General features: G+C 32.9%; 15 protein-coding genes and 1 pseudogene. 5 read left to right on the forward strand and 11 right to left on the reverse strand.

The window, feature by feature from the left end; translation table 11 throughout:
• Positions 1-5 precede the first annotated feature (5 nt).
• The 3 genes from ACICP1_RS02820 to ACICP1_RS02830 form a co-directional block, all read right to left on the reverse strand.
• Positions 6-353 (reverse strand): IS630 transposase-related protein, encoded by a 348-nt coding sequence (locus ACICP1_RS02820; protein WP_213864026.1) that lies wholly within the window; start codon positions 351-353, stop codon positions 6-8.
• 139 nt (positions 354-492) lie between these two features.
• The gene (locus ACICP1_RS02825; RefSeq protein ID WP_395460941.1) at positions 493-1,440 is read right to left on the reverse strand and encodes an IS110 family transposase; all 948 of its coding nucleotides are present in this window, start codon (positions 1,438-1,440) and stop codon (positions 493-495) included.
• A gap of 493 nt (positions 1,441-1,933) precedes the next feature.
• Complete coding sequence (locus ACICP1_RS02830) at positions 1,934-2,902, reverse strand: transposase (RefSeq protein ID WP_141456909.1); 969 nt, start codon at positions 2,900-2,902, stop codon at positions 1,934-1,936.
• A gap of 207 nt (positions 2,903-3,109) precedes the next feature.
• Here ACICP1_RS02830 and ACICP1_RS02835 point away from each other — a divergent pair.
• The 5 genes and pseudogenes from ACICP1_RS02835 to ACICP1_RS02855 all read left to right on the forward strand — a co-directional run.
• Positions 3,110-3,838 (forward strand): annotated as a pseudogene (locus ACICP1_RS02835) (hypothetical protein); the annotation flags it as partial.
• Positions 3,839-3,917: 79 nt separating this feature from the next.
• Positions 3,918-4,823, forward strand: a complete 906-nt coding sequence (locus tag ACICP1_RS02840; protein ID WP_395461030.1) for a helix-turn-helix domain-containing protein — start codon at positions 3,918-3,920, stop codon at positions 4,821-4,823.
• Between the two features lie 49 nt (positions 4,824-4,872).
• On the forward strand, positions 4,873-5,766 hold the full coding sequence (locus ACICP1_RS02845) for a helix-turn-helix domain-containing protein (RefSeq protein WP_250120255.1): 894 nt from the start codon (positions 4,873-4,875) through the stop codon (positions 5,764-5,766).
• A gap of 456 nt (positions 5,767-6,222) precedes the next feature.
• Complete coding sequence (locus ACICP1_RS02850; protein ID WP_019236555.1) at positions 6,223-7,122, forward strand: DMT family transporter; 900 nt, start codon at positions 6,223-6,225, stop codon at positions 7,120-7,122.
• Positions 7,123-7,169: 47 nt separating this feature from the next.
• On the forward strand, positions 7,170-8,477 hold the full coding sequence (locus ACICP1_RS02855; protein WP_395461029.1) for a UDP-glucose dehydrogenase family protein: 1,308 nt from the start codon (positions 7,170-7,172) through the stop codon (positions 8,475-8,477).
• A gap of 17 nt (positions 8,478-8,494) precedes the next feature.
• Here ACICP1_RS02855 and ACICP1_RS02860 read toward each other — a convergent pair whose 3' ends face one another.
• The 8 genes from ACICP1_RS02860 to ACICP1_RS02895 all read right to left on the reverse strand — a co-directional run bounded on the left by ACICP1_RS02860 (position 8,495) and on the right by ACICP1_RS02895 (position 19,516).
• Positions 8,495-9,640, reverse strand: a complete 1,146-nt coding sequence (locus ACICP1_RS02860; RefSeq protein WP_264685379.1) for an MFS transporter — start codon at positions 9,638-9,640, stop codon at positions 8,495-8,497.
• Between the two features lie 140 nt (positions 9,641-9,780).
• Complete coding sequence (locus ACICP1_RS02865) at positions 9,781-10,824, reverse strand: threonine aldolase family protein (RefSeq protein ID WP_211908064.1); 1,044 nt, start codon at positions 10,822-10,824, stop codon at positions 9,781-9,783.
• Entirely contained in the window at positions 10,821-11,870 is a 1,050-nt protein-coding gene (locus tag ACICP1_RS02870; RefSeq protein ID WP_211908672.1) for a threonine aldolase family protein, read from the reverse strand. The genes ACICP1_RS02865 and ACICP1_RS02870 overlap by 4 nt, the downstream gene beginning before the upstream one ends.
• Position 11,871: 1 nt before the next feature.
• Positions 11,872-13,647 (reverse strand): ABC transporter ATP-binding protein, encoded by a 1,776-nt coding sequence (locus ACICP1_RS02875; RefSeq protein WP_211908065.1) that lies wholly within the window; start codon positions 13,645-13,647, stop codon positions 11,872-11,874.
• Positions 13,648-14,637 (reverse strand): phytanoyl-CoA dioxygenase family protein, encoded by a 990-nt coding sequence (locus ACICP1_RS02880; protein WP_211908674.1) that lies wholly within the window; start codon positions 14,635-14,637, stop codon positions 13,648-13,650.
• 4 nt (positions 14,638-14,641) lie between these two features.
• The gene (locus ACICP1_RS02885; protein WP_263858704.1) at positions 14,642-16,318 is read right to left on the reverse strand and encodes a WG repeat-containing protein; all 1,677 of its coding nucleotides are present in this window, start codon (positions 16,316-16,318) and stop codon (positions 14,642-14,644) included.
• Positions 16,279-18,606 carry a glycosyltransferase gene (locus tag ACICP1_RS02890; RefSeq protein WP_264377003.1) on the reverse strand — a complete coding sequence of 776 codons (2,328 nt, stop codon included), beginning with the start codon at positions 18,604-18,606 and terminating at the stop codon, positions 16,279-16,281. The genes ACICP1_RS02885 and ACICP1_RS02890 overlap by 40 nt, the downstream gene beginning before the upstream one ends.
• Complete coding sequence (locus tag ACICP1_RS02895) at positions 18,563-19,516, reverse strand: NAD-dependent epimerase/dehydratase family protein (RefSeq protein WP_264376250.1); 954 nt, start codon at positions 19,514-19,516, stop codon at positions 18,563-18,565. Before ACICP1_RS02895 ends, ACICP1_RS02890 begins: the two co-directional genes overlap by 44 nt.
• Between the last annotated feature and the right edge of the window lie 3 nt (positions 19,517-19,519).

Consider the following 19,519-nt stretch of genomic DNA (forward strand, 5'->3'; position numbering starts at 1 on the left):
GCTCCCTATCTTCTTGATTGCGCTCTTGATATAGTGTGACTTTTTTTTAAAGTAATTTTTAGCTGTTTTAGTCTATACCAAATTGAGTTTATTCCAAATCCAAGATTTTGTTTCATCTCTGCCAGAGTATGATCTGGATTCTTTGTAACATATTCTTCGAGTATTTTGGGGTCTATTTTTCGAATAAAGCTACCGTTTTTAGATGGCTTGAGGCTTTCACCAGCAGCTTTCTTTTTTAACCAACGGTACAGAGTTGCTATTCCTATCTCCATAAGCTCTGCTACCTCAACCTTTGTCTTACCTTTTTCTATCATCAATACTGCCTTTTCCCTTAAATCCACACTATATGCCATTATAACTCAAATACTTTATTATACCTTTATCATTTACTTTAGGAAATACTATACCTTGCTTAAACCAATGAATATGTGCGTTTAGTGTGTGTGGACGCACATATTCATTAACTAATTTTAATTATTGCCATGTAAATTTCTAAACATGCAAATTAATTGCTTCTTTAAGTCTGGCATTGGCGATGACTATAATTTTACGCATAAGTGCAGTGAGTGCTACCATCTTTCTTTTACCACTATCAATAAGCTTACAATAAAAAGCAGCAAGTTCTGACTTGGAGTTTCTAGCAGCCATAGCAGCTGTGAAAAGCTTTGAACGAACGTTACTTCTTCCACCTACAATCCTTCGGTAACCAATAGCTTTACCACTTTCCTTAGGATGAGGTGCAACACCTGCAAGGCTTGCAATTTGCCTTTTGTTTAAGGAACCAAGTTCCGGTATAAGGCACAATAAACATTGAGAGGTTTTTCTACCTATTCCAGGAACTGTTTCAAGAATCTTCTGGTATCGGTTCAGTTCAGGGTTTTCATTGACTATTTTTTGTATAGCTTGATCAAGCTTTTCTACCTGATTATTGAGGAATTCAATAGTTTGTTGACAACTTTCCTTAATGTAATCATTTCCAGGAGTTTTAAGCCTATTTTTTTCTTGAACAAGCATTTTCGTAATATCATCACGGCGCTGACAAAGTGTAAATAAGGTGGTTTGTTCTTTTGAGATAGGTGTAAATAGCTGCAGACGTCCACAACGCTCAGCACCATATTGGGCGAGCGCTTTTGCATCCAGATTGTCAGTCTTTGCCAAAGTTCCATGAGATAGAATGAAGTTTTTAACTTGACGAGTATTAGCACGATGCACAGCAATGTTTCTGTCAATAAGAAAATACAATAAGCCAAGCTCATAGCCTCCTGTAGCTTCTAAAATTATCATGGAATTGGGTAAGATATTTGAAAATTTTTGGTAAAATTGTTTCCAGCCAGAACAACTATTGTCAAACTTGATAACACTTTTTTGTTCATTCACTGCAATAACAAATTCAAGTTTTCCGATATCAATGCCAATAAAATTTTGATAGGATATAACCATAAAGAACCTCGAGAGTTTAAGTTAAAATTTAAGATTGTAAACGGGTGCATATGTATGTCCCAAACAACTATTCAAACGTCTCGAAGGATAGGCTTGAGTACCTTGATATCTACGTATGTGTAATACTACCGTCTTACGGTCGCTCAAGCCTTTGATAACTATATTTTTTTATAGAGTTACCTTCCTTCTTGCTTCTTTTATATCATATTTCCAACTTACAACTGTCTTTATTGTCAACAAGTTATTTAGCTATAAAACAACAAAAAATTTATCTGCATTTTCTATAAATTAGTGTAACTGTGGATAAATACTTTAAGTGTGTGTGGACGTATTTATCCACAGTTATAGGACCATATCTTCTTAATCTTCTGAGAATAGTTTTACAAAGTACAGAGCTCAGTTAAAATCAAAATGATACATATTATAACTCAAAGTACATGTTAAATTACATCCTAAACAGTTGAGCATAAGATCCAAGCTTTTACTGTCAAAATTATCTCACTAAATTACCATTGAATGGTTGATCATTTTTAAGAATACCAAAAAATACATGCATTAGTTTTCTCATTAAAGCAACAATTATAACCTTTGGACATTTTCCTTTACTTGCTAAACGCTGACAAAACTTTTGAAAGTAAGAATTATGATTCTTGACTACTATAGCTGGCATATAAAGAGCTTTGCGAATACGCTCAGATCCTATTTTACATATTCGACTTTTTTTACTTACGGATGATCCTGATTGATAATGTTCTGGGTTTAGACCAGCAAAAGCTGTGAATTGTCTGGCATTATCAAAATTATCAACTGATGGCATTTCTGCAACAACAGCAACAGCTGTAAGATGTCCTACGCCTTTTATAGTCTTGATCTTTTCTGTTATATTTTTTAGATGCAAATGGTTATTAACATGTTCATTAATTTCTTTCTCTAGAGCAGCAGTTTGTGTGTCTATTGTAGCAATGACCTCAAGTATTGCTTGTTTACAATGGGAATCCGTATTTTTATTTTCCAAGCGATTCATCTGTTGTAGCTTGTCATCTTTAAATGCTTGCAAACAACGATAAAGGTCTCTTAAACGCCTAACTTCGGGAGGAGCAGGTTTCCAAAGATTAGGTTTGTTAGCAATACAAAACCTAGCAATCATGGCAGCATCTGACTTATCTGTTTTGTTTCTAAGTAGCTCACTTCTGCCAAAAGCTTTGATTTGGGCTGGGTTTACCACACTTACATTATGCTCCAAGTCATACATAAAATTAACTATATCTTCACTATAACAACCGGTTGCTTCGAGACACAGATGAATAAGTTCTGCTCCATGATGATTGCACCAAGCCACAAGCTTTTCAAAACCATCATGATTATTTTGAAAGACTTTGTACCGTTCTTTGTTGCCTACCAATAAACAAACATCAAATTTCTTTTTAGAAATGTCCACACCTAAAACAGCATTTGCTTGCATAAAATTGCCTCCAAGACTATAAATTAGGTTGAGAGTTTAGACTAACCTTGTAAATACGGGATATAATTCCAAAGATACTGTTCAGTCTTTTAACCCTATTGAGAGGGAGAGCAAAATCTCCACTACGGCCTTACTGGCATTAGCTTCGCTACGGCTTCACCCTCTCCTATAAGATATTTTAGCTCTAATACCTTACATTATAAAGATACAAGCTTCGCGGAATATGTGATACTGGGCACACATTTTCATAAATTTGATAAGGCTGATCGTAAAAAGCTAATACGTAAATTAATGCTAAGTGGTGCAGAGTTTCATGATACTCTACTGCAGAATAAACTGATAGGTGAAATCTATAATGAGCTACAGCCAGAAGTTCAGCCACAGATAGATAAGCAACTAGAAGAGCTAGAGGAAGCTGGCGAAAATGCTGTGCAAGAAGGAGAATTAATAGATGTTGAGATAGATAATACAACATCGTATATAGAATTTTCTGGGAATAGTAAGGTAGAGGTAGCCAAAATACTGGAAGCAAACAGAAAGTTAGGAAGTAATATCTTAAAAATTGGTAATGATGCAGTTGAAGTTAAAAGTGAGAAGGGAGGTATAAGAAACTATACCGATATTTCAGATGGCAGCTCTATCATGTTAGAATTTCCTACAAGCATTGGTAAGCTAAATATTATATTGTACCAAGAGGCAGATCAGGTGCAAGTGAGAGTAGAAAATAAGGAAATGTGGGCTGAGTTACAAAAAAGAGGCGAAGAAATAGGAAAAAACTGTCTCTTTGGAGGAGTGAAACTTAAAGAAGCGGTAGAAAGAGGTAGTTTCACTAGATGTGGCATATGGAGTGAAAAGCAGAAGGAAGTAAGTGAAAAATTGTTTTCATGGGCAGACAAAGTACGTGAAAATAGTAAAGAAACTTGTAGGGCACTTTAATTTAAAGGTTCCAGAGTCTGGCTATTATATCTGGAGCCTTTGAGCTATAATAGAAAATATTATATGCAAGGTTCTTTTTGTGGAAAAAAGTCTAGATTATAAAGTGGGAGAAAAATTAAAAAGCTGGAGGTTAGAGCGAGGGTACACTCAGAAAGATTTAGCAGAGAAAATTGGTGTAAAATACTGGGTGATATTGCAATATGAGAAAGGGAATCGTAGAGTTCCAATTGAAAGGTTGTATGCTATAACTGAGGCACTATCAATCAGTATTACGGATCTTATTCCTGTATCAAAAAGCTGTCTTGAAGATGAAGAAGAAATATTAAATCTAGTAAGAGAATATAAAAAGATTAACGATCAGGAGTTACGTAAGATGTTTTGTTTGCTAACCAAATTTGTCCAAGTTAGTGAGAAAAGTAGTAGAAAATCGGAAAAAATAAAAATTGCAAAGAGTCTGGTTAAAGCAGGAGTTTCTGTTGATATTGTTGCAAAAACAATTGGTCTGTCTGCTGATGAATGTGTTGAAGAAAAAGTTGGTTCTATCTACTACCAAATAGGCAAAAAGATAAAGGAATGGAGACTAGTGAGAGAGTATACTCAAAAGGATTTAGCGGAGAAAATGAGTACAACACGTGACGAAATAAGCAACTATGAACAAGGACGCGTAGCTACTCCACTGGGAAAATTATATGAGATAGCAGAAACATTATCGATTAGTATTACAGATCTACTAACAGAGGAAGATGAAGGTAGTAAAGTGGAAAATGAGCTACCGAATTTGATTAAAGAATACAAAGAAATTGAGAGCCAAGAACTACGTCATGCACTAATAAGATCTTTGTTTGAAGGGATACGTATTTGTGAGGAGAAAGTGAGAGAGATAGAAAGGATTAAAGTTGCAAAGGATCTAGTAAAAGGGGGAATTTCTATTGATACTATTTTGCAAGCGGTAGGTTTATCTATTGATATGGTTTTAGATGGATAGCTCGTAAAAAAATTATAGCAATAAAGTTTTTTTCTTAAATGGAGGATAAATGTTTGTTTCTGCAAGCAATGTTAGTTACGGAATAGGGCAAAGAATAGAAAATTGTAGGTTAATGCGAGGGCATACTCAAATAGGATTAGCAAGTCAAATAGGTTTAACATACCAAGAAGTAAACAGCTATGAAGATGGGTATATTCCTATTCCAATTGAAGTACTATATATAATAGCAAGAGTATTATCAGTTGACGTTGTAGATTTATTACCTGAACCAGTAATAGTAAGGGAAGACAGCTATGAAGACGAGGAAATACTCTATCTAACGAAAATATACGAGAATCAAAAGTTAGGCAAAATAGTACCTTCATTAGTCAGGTTTGTTCATATTAGCGAAAAAATTAATCAAGAAGAGGCAAGGTTGGAAATAGCAAAAAATCTAGTGAAAGAAGGGGTTTCAGTTGACATAATTTCCCAAGCAACCGGCTTATCTATTTACGAGTATGATAATACAGAGAAAGAAGTCTGCACTGATTCTATATACTACAGAATAGGGCAAAGAATAAGAGAATGGAGATTGATAAAAAGGTATACTCAGAAAGATTTAGCAAACAAAGTTGGTTTAACACTCAAGGAAATACACGAGTATGAAATAGGATACACTGCCATATCATTTGACAAATTATATCAAATAGCAGAAGGATTATCAGTGAATATTAAAGTTCTGCTGCCTAAAACAAATGAAGATAGTGAACTACTTAATTTACTAAGAAAAACTGAAGAGCAAGAATTAGTGAAGAAATTTTTATCTAGGGATATGAAGAATAGCAAAGAGAAAGTTAAAAAAACAGAAAAGATCAAGGTTGCGAAAAATCTAGTGAAGGCGGGTGTTTCTACTGATGTTATTTTGCGAGCAAGTGGCCTAACTGCCGATGAGTGTGAAAATTGAATTGTGTTTAAGATACAAGTAAAAATAGTCAATATATTAACCATTATAAATCCTTGTTTAGCTAACTCAACTGAAGCATTTTCATAAAGTTTTGCTGCTAATTCGTGTTGTTTGATAAACTTCAAATTTAATGCTTTTAAAATTGATGCTGAAAACACATATTGCTAATGCTAGCAGAGGAGCTAGTTGGTAAAATCGCCACAGCCGTCAGTACTCCCGATTACTTTTCCTGATAATGTGAGAGTATTCGCAAGTATTATCATATATTACAAAAAAATCAGTTAGCATTTCTGTTTATTAAAATTATGCAATAAAGCTGCATTTTATATAACACTTCTCAAATTATTTCTACTAAATATTTATGAATATGGTTAAACAGTAGATAGAAGAAACCTTTTCTATTATTGATCTTTTGTACAGTAAAGTTATCTCATAAAATATTAAATTTGGAGTTTTATGGATCACAGACTAAGAGCTTATTTGCTTGGAGTTACCTGGTTTATACTCAGTTTACTTAGTAGTGTAGTTAATGATACTATATCAAAGTGTCTCGGTTTACACCTTCAAAGTTTTAAGATAATCTTTTTCCGTTTTTTATTTAGCACTATTACTCTTATACCTTTTATATTTTACTATGGAATAGGAGTTTGTAAAACAAGTCGAATATCTATTCAAATAACTAGAGGTGCATTGTTGTTTTGTGGAATGACCTTATGGACCTATGGGTTGACTATTTGCCCAATAGTAACTGCAACAATTATAGGTTTCTCAATACCATTATTTGTTATGCTTCTTGCAATTCCTTTTCTGGAAGAAAATATAATTTGGCAAAGATGGGTAGTAGCTGTCATTGGTTTTATTGGTATTGCTATTACTACTAAAGCTTATAGTGAGGATTTTAATCCTAAAATTCTTATTTTTATTGTATCCGCATTAATCTTCGCTATACTAGATGTACTTAATAAGAAGCTTGTAATGAAGGAGACAATAATAAGTATATTATTTTACTCAGCTCTAACAACAACAATTTTTTCCACTCCATCTTTGTTATTTTATTGGCATATGCCTTCCTTGTTGGAGTTAGTATTACTGCTGATTTTAGGAATAAGTTCAAACCTAATTCTGTTCTTCATGTTAAAAGCTTTTGCTCTTACTGATGCTACTGCACTTGCACCTTATAGATACATAGAGCTAATAATTTCTGCAATAGTAGCATACGTTATATTTAATGAATTACCTGATAAAAGTGCTTTATATGGTACTTTGATATTAATACCATCAACCTTATTTATAGCTTATTCGGAAGGTAAGGCAATTAAGAAAAATAATGTAACAACAAAAGTTTATAATTGTTAATGGTATTTATTTTAGATGCTAAGCTATATTTTTAAGGTGATAATAAAATGCACATAACTATTATAGGAGTAGGGTATGTAGGCTTAGTATCTGGTACAATGTTATCGGAGCAGGGCCATAAAGTTGATTGCATTGACATAAATACTGAGAAGATTGAACTTTTGAAATCAGGGAAAATTCCCTTATATGAAACTGGATTAGCAGATTATTTAGAGAATAATATAAAGTCACAAAGGATAAGATTTTTTGATTCGTATTCTCAAATAAATCCCAATACAGAAGTAGTATTTGTAACTGTAGATACTCCATCAGACTCCCTAGGAAATGCAAATTTAAAGAATGTATATAATGCAGTAAGTGAAGTTTCTGAGAGAGTTAATCAAGATTGCTTAATAGTGATAAAGTCAACTGTTCCTCCTGGTACTGCAGAAAATATACATAATTATTTATCTAATAAGGGCTATAACTTTGATTTAGGAGTTAATCCAGAGTTTCTCAAGCAAGGCTCTGCAGTATCAGATTTTTTATACCCAGATAGGATAATAATAGGAGTAAAAACTAAGCTAGCTAGGGCAAAACTAGAAGTTATATATAGATCATTTATAGATAAGAATATTCCGTTAATAGTCACTGATACAGTTACTGCTGAAATGATTAAATATGCTTCTAATGCCTTTCTAGCAACAAAGGTTGCTTTTATCAATGAGATGGCAGGTTTATGTGAGCTATTAGGAGCAGACATTGACCTTTTAGCTAACAGTATGGGAATGGACCATAGAATAGGTAAGGAATTTCTCAAAGCTGGTCCAGGATTTGGAGGATCATGTTTTCCTAAGGATTTGTCAGCTTTATTAAGGCTTGCTGAAGACTACAATGTTAAGCTACAAATTTTAAATTCAGTTAAAGAATCTAACTATAATCATATAACAAACATTGCTAAAAAGGTAGAATATGTATTAAATGGAGTCCAAAATAAAAAAATAGCAATATGGGGGCTAACTTTTAAGTCTGGTACTGATGATGTAAGAAATAGCCCAGCTATAGATATTGCAAAATTGTTAGTGAATAACAAGGCTAAAATTACTGCATATGATCCAATGGGGATGGATAATGCTAGGCAAGTTCTAAAGGATATAGAGTACGCAGACAATGCTATAGGGGCTGCAAGAGACGCGGAAGCCTTATTATTATTAACGGAGTGGAAAGAATTTAAAAATCAAGATTTTGCAAGTTTAAAGAGTATTATGGCTGCACCTAATGTTTTTGATTTCCGTAATTTATTAGATAGCGAGCTATTACTAAGATATGGTTACCATGTTTATTCCTTGGGTAAAAAATCTATCTACAAAGTTTAACTGTTGAGAAATTTTTTTTACACCGCTTTACTTAGTTTTTTTAGATCTTTGCTTGATAGTATGGAAAAGCAAACGAGTGCAACAACAGAGCAAATGGAAAAAAATGAAAACATAATACTGTTACCACAGTGCTTAACAAGTACTCCTAAGAGCACGCATGAAAATATTGAACTTGCAATATACCCAAATAATCCTGTTAAGCTTACAATTGCACACACATTATTTTGTGGAGCAATTTCTACAGCTATAACACCTGTCAGTACTTGCACTCCAAATATAAAGAATCCTGATAAGATTGCACCAAGGTTCATAAGAATTATGTTTTGACCAAAGTTCATTGCAATAAAAGTGAGTGCTATACCCAACATGTAAAGTAATGCCAGCAAGCTTCTATTTTGAAAGAAGTACATATCACTAATTCTTCCTGTGATTAAAGTTCCAAGGATTCCACCTAAATCATATACGCCTGTTATTAGTGAGGATTGTACAAGAGAAATTTGTAATTTATCCATTAAAATTATAGGAAACCAAAAAAAGATTCCCATTTTTATAATATAAGCACAAAAAGTAGCACAACATAGAAACCATATGGAACTTGTTACCTTGATACCTATTTGAGATTTCTGCACCTTATAATAGGTAGTAAAGTTGGCACTTTCTTTGTAATATGCTTTTAATATTGTATAAATTCCAAAAAGTAAGCATAAGAGACCAGAGTACAAAAATGCACTTTTTGCATCATATATTTTAATTATACTTGGTAATACAATTAAAGTAATACAAGAACCAAGTTGCTGAGATGAGCTCATAACTCCCCATGATGATGCAATTGAAGAGATGCTAGAGTTTGTAACCATAAACTTGGTAATAGCTGGCCAACCTAACCCTTGTGTCCAAGCTAATAATATTAATGTTAACAGTAATAAAGTTAGATTATTATATGATGAAGTTATACCAATGGTTAATAATCCAGTTGCAATATTGCATAGCCCAAACATAAATAATGGATTATTTTTGGAGTCCATGATTATTCCATTAACAAATTTTGATACTCCATAAAAAAAAGAAAAGCAGGCAAAAAAATAGCTTAATTTTACATGGTCAGTATCTATTAACAGTGGTAGAGCAATTGGTATACTTTGTCTTGATAAATAAAGCAGCATATATCCACAGAAGAATAGTAAATATTGAAAGAAGACAAAGTTCACACCTATTCCCAAATAGCTCTATGCAGATGCTAGCATAATACTATATTGGTATAATATTGTTTGACAAGAAGTTTGCAAACAATTAGTGCAGAAAATTACTTACTTAGTATCTTTCTTATAGCAGATACAGTAGTATTAATATCTTCATAGCTTATATCTCTATGTGTTATAGCTCTGATTTTACCTTTGATGTTAGCCATTCTAATTCCATAATTTGTCATTAGTACGTTTATTAATTCTTGAGTAGATATACAATTAGTATGTAATGAAAAATACGCTATATTAGTTTTATACAGGTCGATATCAATTATAACTTGATCTATAGAGCCTAGGCCTTCTATAAGGTGCTGCATTTTTTTATGATCTTCTTCTAAAGAATTTACATTATTATGTAGAGCATATAAACATGCAGCTGAAATAATGCCAGCTTGGTGCATACCTCCGCCAATTTGAAACTTATAGTACCAAGCTTTTTCAATAAAATCTTCACTTCCAAGCAATATTGCGCCCATTGGAGCACCTAATCCTTTACTAAAATCAATAAATATCGAATCAAAATAACTTGCATACTCTTTTGGAGATATTTTAGTATGAGCACAAGCGTTGAACAGTCTTGCTCCATCTAAATGAGTGAATACGTCATTCTCTTTGCAGAGACTTGAGATCTCTTGAATATATTCTAAAGGCCACACAGCTCCACCACCAAAATTTGTCGTTTGTTCGATAGAAACAAGCCCAACTCTCGGAATATTTCTTAAACTAGGACGAGTAATAAACTCAACAATTTGTTCTCCAGTAAATATTCCTCTCGTACCTTTGATGGGCAAAGGAGTGGCATGTGCCTGGGCTGCGATCAAGCCAGATTGTACTATGAGTGGATGTGAAGTTTCATCAAGCAGCAAGTAATCACCAGGTCTTTGAATGTGTACTTTATAAGCAATTACATTGGACATCGTTCCTGAAATCAAAAAGATTCCTGCAGGTTTACCTAATATTTTACATGCGGTTGCCACTAATTCGTTTACAGTTGGATCTTCACATGCAGCTTCGTTTCCAACTTTTGCTTTAGCCATCGCTTCCCTCATTTTAGCTGAAGGGTCAGTGTTTGAATCGCTAAAGAAATCTATTTTTATTCTCATATTAAATTTAACACAACCTCCTTTATAATTTCAGCAGCTTTCATGATTTCTGTTTCCTTTGTGCCAAGATGGGTAACTGCTCTTATATGAGACTCGAGCCAAGGAAAAAGCAATAAACCATAAGCTTGGCACTTACTCAAGAAAACCTCATTAGTTACATTTAGTGCTTTTATACTGAAGCTTACTATATTAGTTTCTGGATAAGGTAGTACCAGTTTTATGTGTGGAATTTCTTTAATCTTATCTGCAAACAATTTAGCGAGCTTATTATCTTCTTTAAGCCTAGAGATATTATTCTGTAGTACGTATTTTGCTGCATTAGCACAATACCCTATCTGATGATAACCACTACCTAGCCAAACCTGTAGCTTTTTAGCCCTTTCAATTATCTCTCTTTTACCCATAAGCATTGAACCAAAAGGAGCGCCAAGTCCTTTAGTAAAAGAAAAGCTCATTGTATCCACATATTTAGCATAATCTGCTAAAGCAATATTTGTTTCGATATGAGCATTAAATATTCTTGCACCGTCTAAATGAAGATTTACATTGTGAGCTTTTAAAAAGTGATATAACTCGACTTGTTTTTCAAAAGGATAAATTTTACCATTAAACCCATTTATACTATTTTCTATAGAAACAAGACTCACCTGAGCAAAAATTTTATACCTCGGCTTAGAATTAATAGCATATTCTACTTCATCAACATCTAAGATTCCGCTATTATTTCTAATACAATTAAATACGATATTATTTACTTTTGCATTGCCTGCGCTATCGAAAAAATTAACGTGGTAATTATAATGAGTTATTAGTTCATCACCAGGACTTGTTTGACTGGCAATGGCTAATCTATTTGCAAGCATACCGCTGGTTACAAATAATGCTTCTTCTACTTTGAATAATTGTTTGCAATATTCTGATAAGTCATTACAGCTTTTGTCTTCACCATAAGCAAAATCTCCAACAGTTGCATTACTTATTGCATGTATAACGTTGGAGCCCTGCAGAGTTGTAGTGTCACTTCTCAGATCAATAATTTTTTCCATCTTATTTTTTGCCATTCAAACAACCAATTTGAGCATTCCAAAGTTCCTTGTAAAGACCTTGCTTAGAAACTAATTCAGCATGTTTACCATCTTGGACAATTTTTCCTTTGTTAAATACTAGAATTCGGTCCATGTGTAAAAGTGTAGAAATACGGTGTGCTATAGTAATCGTAGTTTTATTTTTCATCAATTTGAATAAACTCATTTGAATTGTTTTTTCTGTTATAGAATCTAACTGACTAGTTGGTTCATCGAGAAATAATATTGGAGCGTTTTTTAAAAATGCCCTGGCTATTATTATTCTTTGTCTTTCTCCTCCAGATAGCTTGATGCCTTTTTCTCCGACTGTAGTTCCATATTGATCTGGTAGAGTCATAATGAAATCGTGAATACCAGCCAGCTTTGCAGCTCTCATTATTTCTTCGATAGTAGATTGAAGTCTACCATATATGATGTTTGCTAAAATAGTATCATGAAATAACAATGGGTCTTGAGGTATTACAGATATTTGTTGCCTCAAAGAACTCTGTGTAACTTCTGATACTATTTGATTATCAATCTGTATATTACCTTTTTTAACATCAAATAGCCTTAGAATTAAGTTTATAAAAGTAGATTTACCACCTCCAGAATAACCAACTAGACCTACCTTTTCGCAAGGATTAATGGTAACTGAGAAATCTTGAAATAATGGCTCCTGACCTTCATAAGAAAAAGAAACATTGTTAAACGTTATTCTTCCACTTAATAAATTTAATTCTTTAGCATTTTCCTTATCTTGAATTTCTGGTACAGTAGTCAAGATTGGCAATGCATCTGAAACTTTGCCGAAATGAGTAGAAAATTGGGTAAGATTCCTAGTTAGATGGTTAAGAAACTCTATAATCGATATATTAATTCCAAGTACAAGAGCAATATCTCCTATTGCAATTTTGTTCAATTGATAGTCATAAATTAAAAAGTACAAGTTTACTGCTTGGAGTATATCAAATGAATAGCCATATATAAACCAAAGACAAAAGTATGCCCATTGTAATTTTCTCTCTGCAATAGTTCTTTTCTTGCATATTTGAAAAAATTTGTGTCTCTCATGTGCTTGCTGAGAAAATAGCCTTACTGATATAACATTTAAAATACTATCTGCTATACTAGCTATTACTTGTGAATTTTGTTTAGAGTAATTATCAGCTAGTTCAGTAAGTACACGAAAGCTGAAAATCGATACTAAAATAAAAATGCTTACCCAAGTGAATGTGGCGATTGCAAATTTTATGTTTACTAATGATAAGGTATAAATAGCTAAGACTAATGCTATGCTGTAACCGAAAAAACAATCTATAAGCAATCTTATTAACTCTATCACACTATCCATTAAGTTACTGGCCTTATGTACTAAACTTCCGGATAAATTGTTCTGATAATAGGAATGGTCTTGTTGGAGTAGCCTACAAAAAGACATATCAGCTATTTTTTGACGCATTAAGGTAAACATTCGAATGTCAACAAAATAGCCATAGAATCTAAAAGCAGTAGTGATAAGTAATGCCATACCAAGATAAGCGCTTACAGGTAATAAAAGATTTTCAATTACATTACCTTCCTGATATTTTACAGCTGTATCTAGAATATTTTTTACTAAATACTTTCTAAAAGACAAATCAACAGCTACCACCAGAGCAACTAAAGACATTATAAGTACATTAAGCTTGAATTTAGATACTATATTCAAGATGAACATCAATACACATTTGAAGCTATCAACTCTACTTCTGTTCATTTACAATGCTAGCTCCACTACGTTGACTTTTTTATTGAGAAATACAAGTAGTGAAAACCATAAATTTTTGTATATTTTTCCTGAGATGTCTCCAGCATCATGTAGTGCTGATGCTTGATTTAGAATAAGCAGCTTATATAAATCTCGCTTAGCCTCAGTAGTGTCGATCTCAGAAATATTTGTAGTTGTATCTGTAATAAAGGCTAACCAGCTCTTGATAAGTTCTTCCATGTTTTTTGCTTTTATACTTTCCTGGTAGCCAAACAATGACAAGCATTCTCTCAGTATAGATTCTGTTAACTCACCACAATTGAGTATACCAAAAACTGAAGGCTGAGGTTTTGGCACATAGGGAAGGTCTTGATCTTTTATAATCCACCTTGTTACATAAGCAAATCTATCTTTAGCATCTGTATTCTTATCACTACCATGCCATAACCGTGAATCAAAAACTATCGCATCTCCTGCTGAAATAGGTAGTGACTTAATTTTGTAATTTTCTCGGTTGTTTGAGTACTGATCAAAAAAATATGGGTACCAAAAATCAACTAAAGGCTGTATTTCCCATTTATGACTGTTTTCTATAATTTGTAGTGCACCTGAAGTTTCACTTACATTATTCAAAGCTAACCAAACGGAAAAGTGGTAAGGATCATTGAAACTATAGGAGATGTCTTGGTGAAAGGGAACTGCATCTATTAAATCAGCAGTTTTACATATAACATTTGATTTTTTCTGCAGTATCTGACACTGAAGTGACTTTTCAAGGTAATTTTTAATAATTTTATCTAATGCTTGAGATATAATTCTAGTTACTTGAGATAACATGCCCCATCTGCCGGTACAGTTTAAGTAGTCAGAAGTTGAAACACTTATTTCTTGGGATAGCTTTGATATCTTATTTGTTATATCACTTAAAGACTGAATTATTAGCTCTAAAGGAACCAGATTTTTGATAATAAAAAAACCATTTTTTTGTAATGTTTCCATGTGATTAACATCTGACATCAATAACTGATAAGTAATCTGTTAAAGGTAAAACAGCAAAAATTTTGAATCCTTTTACTTGTTTGAGTATTTTTTCCCAATCGTTTAATGTTCTTAGTTTACCTCCTGTTTCAACCATGACATTAATATCTACAGAGCCTCCAGTTGGAGAGCGGTAATCTAAAATAGTTTCTATCAATAAAATACGAGATATTCCTTTGACCAATTTTAAATAAGACAATACTTTATCATCATCATAGTGCTGTAGAAAGCGGCAAAAGACACCTAATTCATAATTTGTAACTGATAGTTCTTCCTGAGTTATAAGTTTGACTTTTAAATTTTCTACTAACTGTCTTGGTACTTTATGTTCGTTATATAGGCCTATAGAACCTTTATTGTGTATATCAGAATAAGCAAGAAATAAAGAGTGTACACCAAATAGCAATATATTCTTAGCATCATCTATATTAATTCTAGAATTAAACTCTTTAGTATCAAACCTAGAATATCCTAGTAATGCTTGGTAAAATGCTATTTTCTTATCTTCTGATGCTTCTCTTTCCTTAAAAGATTCAAATGAAGAGATAGACTTCTGTTTTAGTATATCGGCCATCTTTAACCAATTCTTTTCAGCGGCAACTCTTGCCCACATTGTTGCTGCTTTTGGCAAAAATGGTATTTCCTTAAAACACTTACCTTTTGATGATAGTTTCCATAAGTCCTCGTCCTTATCGTAATCAATAAACCCTATTTCCCACAACGCCCTTAACAGCCTTTCTAGATTTGGTACGATAATGTTTAACTTTTTAGATAAAAACGGCACAGTTGCAGGTAAAATATTTAACAAATCAAGTTCAATAGCAACGCTTGTTAGGTAAGTTTTCCAAAAGGCTGAAAGTTCTGCAGAAATCCTATGCACTTGAGATTCTTTACCTAAATCAAAAATACTAAACTTTACATTTCCGGTAATATCGATTTGTCCTAACACACCTTCAAAAGTTTCAACTTTTGCCATCCCATTATAAAATGCTTCTACCATTTTAAATCTCTGCTGGTAAACAGGATCACCATTAATATCTATATGAAACCAACCATGTTGATCTTCTGCAATAGAATACCCTTTATGAAAAACATTAAGTTTTTTATACCATTTATTATGTACTAACTTTCCATGATGATTAATATGTGTAGCTTTACCATCCTTATAGACTACAGCGATACCATCCTTAAAATCTCCAACATAATCATATTCCTCCTGATAAATCCTGTTGCCATTTAAATTAATATGAAAACATTTATCATGTCTTCTAACTACACAAATATCTTCCTGATAATTTCCAATCCATTGATACGACTGTTTGTATACTCTACATCCAGATGAATCAATATGGTAACACCCTGTATCATCTTCTACGGCCGCTCTATTAAAGTAGAATCCAAAAGTTTTTAGAAATCTATGATGATAAACTGCTTCTCCTCTTACATTGATATGATAAGCACCTGTCTGATCATAAACCGGTGCAAGACCGGGCTCATGAAATTTACCAACCTTTATAAACCTATCTTCATACAAAGGATTTCCTAGTAATTCGTGAAAACTCTCACACGGTGAAATTTTAATAGATTTAAGATTATCTTTGATTAATTGATCAAAGGTTTTCTCATGTTGCATGTTTTGCATAATTTGTAATTTAAATAATTCTTTTGTAAGCTTAGGTACTCACTACTCTGCCATATTTCCTCGAGTTTAACCTCATTAACATTACCAAAATTTCCTAATGTCTTACGGAGTTCATCTGGAGCACAGCAAGGACTAAACTTTCCTTCATTGTTTATCCATGCTTCTTTACCTAAAAATGGGCATTGACCACCTGGAGCCAAATCCTTAATACCTTCTTGAGAAAGAATTGTAAAATTTTCTAATTTTATCTTTTTACCATTTGGTAATAGCATATTATCTCTAAGCTCATATAACCTTCTCACCTCTGTATTCCATCTACTAATTGCTAACTCATCTCTTCTCATAGATAGATCCTTAATTTCCTCAAAATGTGCCCAAAGATGATGTCCTTTAACTCTATCTATGCCGTTTTTTATGGCCATCTTAACTATGTCATAGAGTTCATGTAAATTACTTTCCAAAAATGTTAATTGTAAAGTAACGGTACACCTTTCACCTGTATCGCTAAAGTATTTATCTCTAACTTCAAGGAAAGTTTTTAAATTTTCTGTCACTACTTCCCATTTTGAACCTTTCATGATTCTTTCATGAGTTTCTTTAGTTGCCCCATTCCAGGAAATCTTAACATCAGATAAAATTGGTACCAATAGTTCAGCCCATTTTCTAGCTCCTTTAATGGGAAAAGAACCATTGGTTGTGAGGTTAAGCTTAAGGCCGAACTCATGGCACAAATTGATTATTTCATCAAAGCTTTTATACATTAAAGGCTCACCCATAGTAGAAGGAATGATTTCCCTTAAAGGTGTGCCAGCTGCTTCCTTAATTACTTTTCTGATAGTTTCTATCGACAGTATCTTAGGTTTTATTCCTTTAGCTTTCTTTTCTTCTTTAACTTTGCTGTATGGTGAAAAACATTCGCACATTATACAAGCAAAATTACAGTAATCTGGATTAGTATCAAAAGTAATTCTCCAAGGACCGGGTTTAACAGCTACTGATTTGCCTTTCTTTTCAATAGCATTACGGTAAATCTTGTTAAGTTTCTCAATATGCTCACTCATAGAAGGTATATTTCCATTTTTAGTATAAGGATAGCCTTTTTGGGTAAGTTTATTGTATAACTCCTGATTTGTAGATAGGACTTGCATTTTTTCTGACAAACTACTTGCATCTCTGTGCTTAAATAATAGTCCATCTCTTACATATTCTGCCATACCACCATAATCGGCTGTTATAACTGGTATTCTAAGTTGCTGTGCTTCATGTATTACTAACGGTGAATTTTCACCCCAAATTGAAGGAACGACTATTGCATCAACTTTATTAAATACGTCAGTAACTATATTCTTATTATCATAACTTCCCATCCACTCTATTCTTTCTTTAACAACAGGTGAAAACTGATCGGCAATCGCTTTTAAAGCTTTAGTTTCTTCTCTTGCTGCTCCCCAAATTCTAAGTTTTGCTTTAGATGATAAGTGAGAAAAAGCTTTCAATAATAGATCAACACCTTTTTCGGGAGTATGAGTACCAATATAACCGAAAATAAACTCTTTTTCTTGTACTCTATTTCTATTCTTAAGACGATTGAGATCAAAACCATAATCAAGATAAGAAATTTTGTTTATCGGAACATAAAAATCCTGAGTAAATTTATCCATCAAGAATTTCGATGGGGAAATAAAGTAATCTATATAGTCTATTATTTTCCTTGTGTGCTTCATTCTAGTTGCAACCCATTGTTCCCAATAATTTAGGTCTGAATTCAGGAATTCTTCATCTCCTGTAAAATATCCCTTGTAACATTGGGTTGCACATTTTTGATCCTTTTGTCCATCACAAAGCTGTAATAAATCTTCAGAATTGCGTTGAATAAACCTTCCTCTTGGACACATTAACCAAAAGTCATGTAGCGTAAAAATTGTAGGTATATTTTCTTTAAAAGCAATTTCTGGTAAAGTAATTGATAGATGATTAAGATGACCAAAATGTATAAGATCTGGCTGAAAGTTATCTATTACTCTTTTAAATTTTATATCTACTTCTTCATTAATAAATTTATAACGATATTTAGCTATGGGTATATTAATTAAATGCAGTAAGATTCGAGAATCACTACGATCTAGGACTGTAGTGTAATAAAAATCAGGTAAAAAGCTATTTTCATACCTAGTAAATACTTGTACCTCATTGTTATTTGCTAGTTCATGAGCAAGAGTTTGGCTGTAAACCTCTGAACCAGCGCTATAATAAGGAGGGTAACCATGAATAACTTTTAATATTTTCATATATTACCATATCTATATTGTTAGGATACTCTTGTATATTGTTTTGTAGACTTTTTATAAAATTGCTTAATCCTACTTCTAATGAATGCTTTGGAGACCAACCAAGTAGCTCTTTAGCTCTAGTAAAATCACCATGGAACTTAGTTACGTCAAAATTTCTTGGAGGATAAAAATCAATTCTAGAATCACTTTTCGTGACTTTTAATATTGTTTTTGCTAAGTTTTCTAAAGTACATGGGCTATTAGTAGTAAGATGAATAGCAGGAAGAGAAGATTTTTCACTTTGTAAATATTTAACAGTTAAGCATATACCCTCTATAACATCATCCAAGTAGGTAAAATCAAAAACACATTCTTTACCTTCTATTTTAATTGGATCACCTCTTAATGCATTAATACAGAGTGCGGGAATTACTCTACTGTTATGATCTAGTAAACCACCGTATACATTTGAAAAGCGTAATATTGCTACATTAAAATCTTTTAAACTTGTTATTTGCTTCTCAATAAATGCTTTACCTTTGGCATAATTATTTATTGGATCGATACTAGCAGATTCTGTAACCGGCAGTTCCTTCTGCTCTCCATAGACTTCCCTACTACTTGCATATATAAACCATGGTTTATTTGGAAGTGACTTACATAACCCTAAAAACTGCATTGTACCATCAACATTAATTTTTTTACACAGTTCAGGATAAAGTTCACCATGTATAACTCGAGAAATTGCAGCCAGATGAATAATTCCTGTACACTTAGCAAGTAGTGGTACTATATCTTCTGAAAAAAAACTGAGTGGATTGTTGCGAAACCTAATATCACAGCTTATTACTTCATGGCCCTGGTTTTCTAACTTTTTCACCAAGGTTGACCCTATCAAACCTGCAGCACCTGTTATTAATATCCCCATGTA

It is taken from the genome of Wolbachia endosymbiont (group B) of Ablattaria laevigata (genome assembly GCF_964277395.1).
In the GTDB taxonomy this organism is placed as follows: domain Bacteria; phylum Pseudomonadota; class Alphaproteobacteria; order Rickettsiales; family Anaplasmataceae; genus Wolbachia.

Coding starts and splice junctions, on each gene's coding strand:
- ACICP1_RS02820 (WP_213864026.1), bottom strand. CDS start 353: ATGGCATATAGTGTGGATTTAAGGGAAAAGGCAGTATTGATGATAGAA.
- ACICP1_RS02825 (WP_395460941.1), bottom strand. CDS start 1,440: ATGGTTATATCCTATCAAAATTTTATTGGCATTGATATCGGAAAACTT.
- ACICP1_RS02830 (WP_141456909.1), bottom strand. CDS start 2,902: ATGCAAGCAAATGCTGTTTTAGGTGTGGACATTTCTAAAAAGAAATTT.
- ACICP1_RS02845 (WP_250120255.1), top strand. CDS start 4,873: ATGTTTGTTTCTGCAAGCAATGTTAGTTACGGAATAGGGCAAAGAATA.
- ACICP1_RS02850 (WP_019236555.1), top strand. CDS start 6,223: ATGGATCACAGACTAAGAGCTTATTTGCTTGGAGTTACCTGGTTTATA.
- ACICP1_RS02855 (WP_395461029.1), top strand. CDS start 7,170: ATGCACATAACTATTATAGGAGTAGGGTATGTAGGCTTAGTATCTGGT.
- ACICP1_RS02860 (WP_264685379.1), bottom strand. CDS start 9,640: ATGCTGCTTTATTTATCAAGACAAAGTATACCAATTGCTCTACCACTG.
- ACICP1_RS02865 (WP_211908064.1), bottom strand. CDS start 10,824: ATGAGAATAAAAATAGATTTCTTTAGCGATTCAAACACTGACCCTTCA.
- ACICP1_RS02870 (WP_211908672.1), bottom strand. CDS start 11,870: ATGGAAAAAATTATTGATCTGAGAAGTGACACTACAACTCTGCAGGGC.
- ACICP1_RS02875 (WP_211908065.1), bottom strand. CDS start 13,647: ATGAACAGAAGTAGAGTTGATAGCTTCAAATGTGTATTGATGTTCATC.
- ACICP1_RS02880 (WP_211908674.1), bottom strand. CDS start 14,637: ATGGAAACATTACAAAAAAATGGTTTTTTTATTATCAAAAATCTGGTT.
- ACICP1_RS02885 (WP_263858704.1), bottom strand. CDS start 16,318: ATGCAAAACATGCAACATGAGAAAACCTTTGATCAATTAATCAAAGAT.
- ACICP1_RS02890 (WP_264377003.1), bottom strand. CDS start 18,606: ATGAAAATATTAAAAGTTATTCATGGTTACCCTCCTTATTATAGCGCT.
- ACICP1_RS02895 (WP_264376250.1), bottom strand. CDS start 19,516: ATGGGGATATTAATAACAGGTGCTGCAGGTTTGATAGGGTCAACCTTG.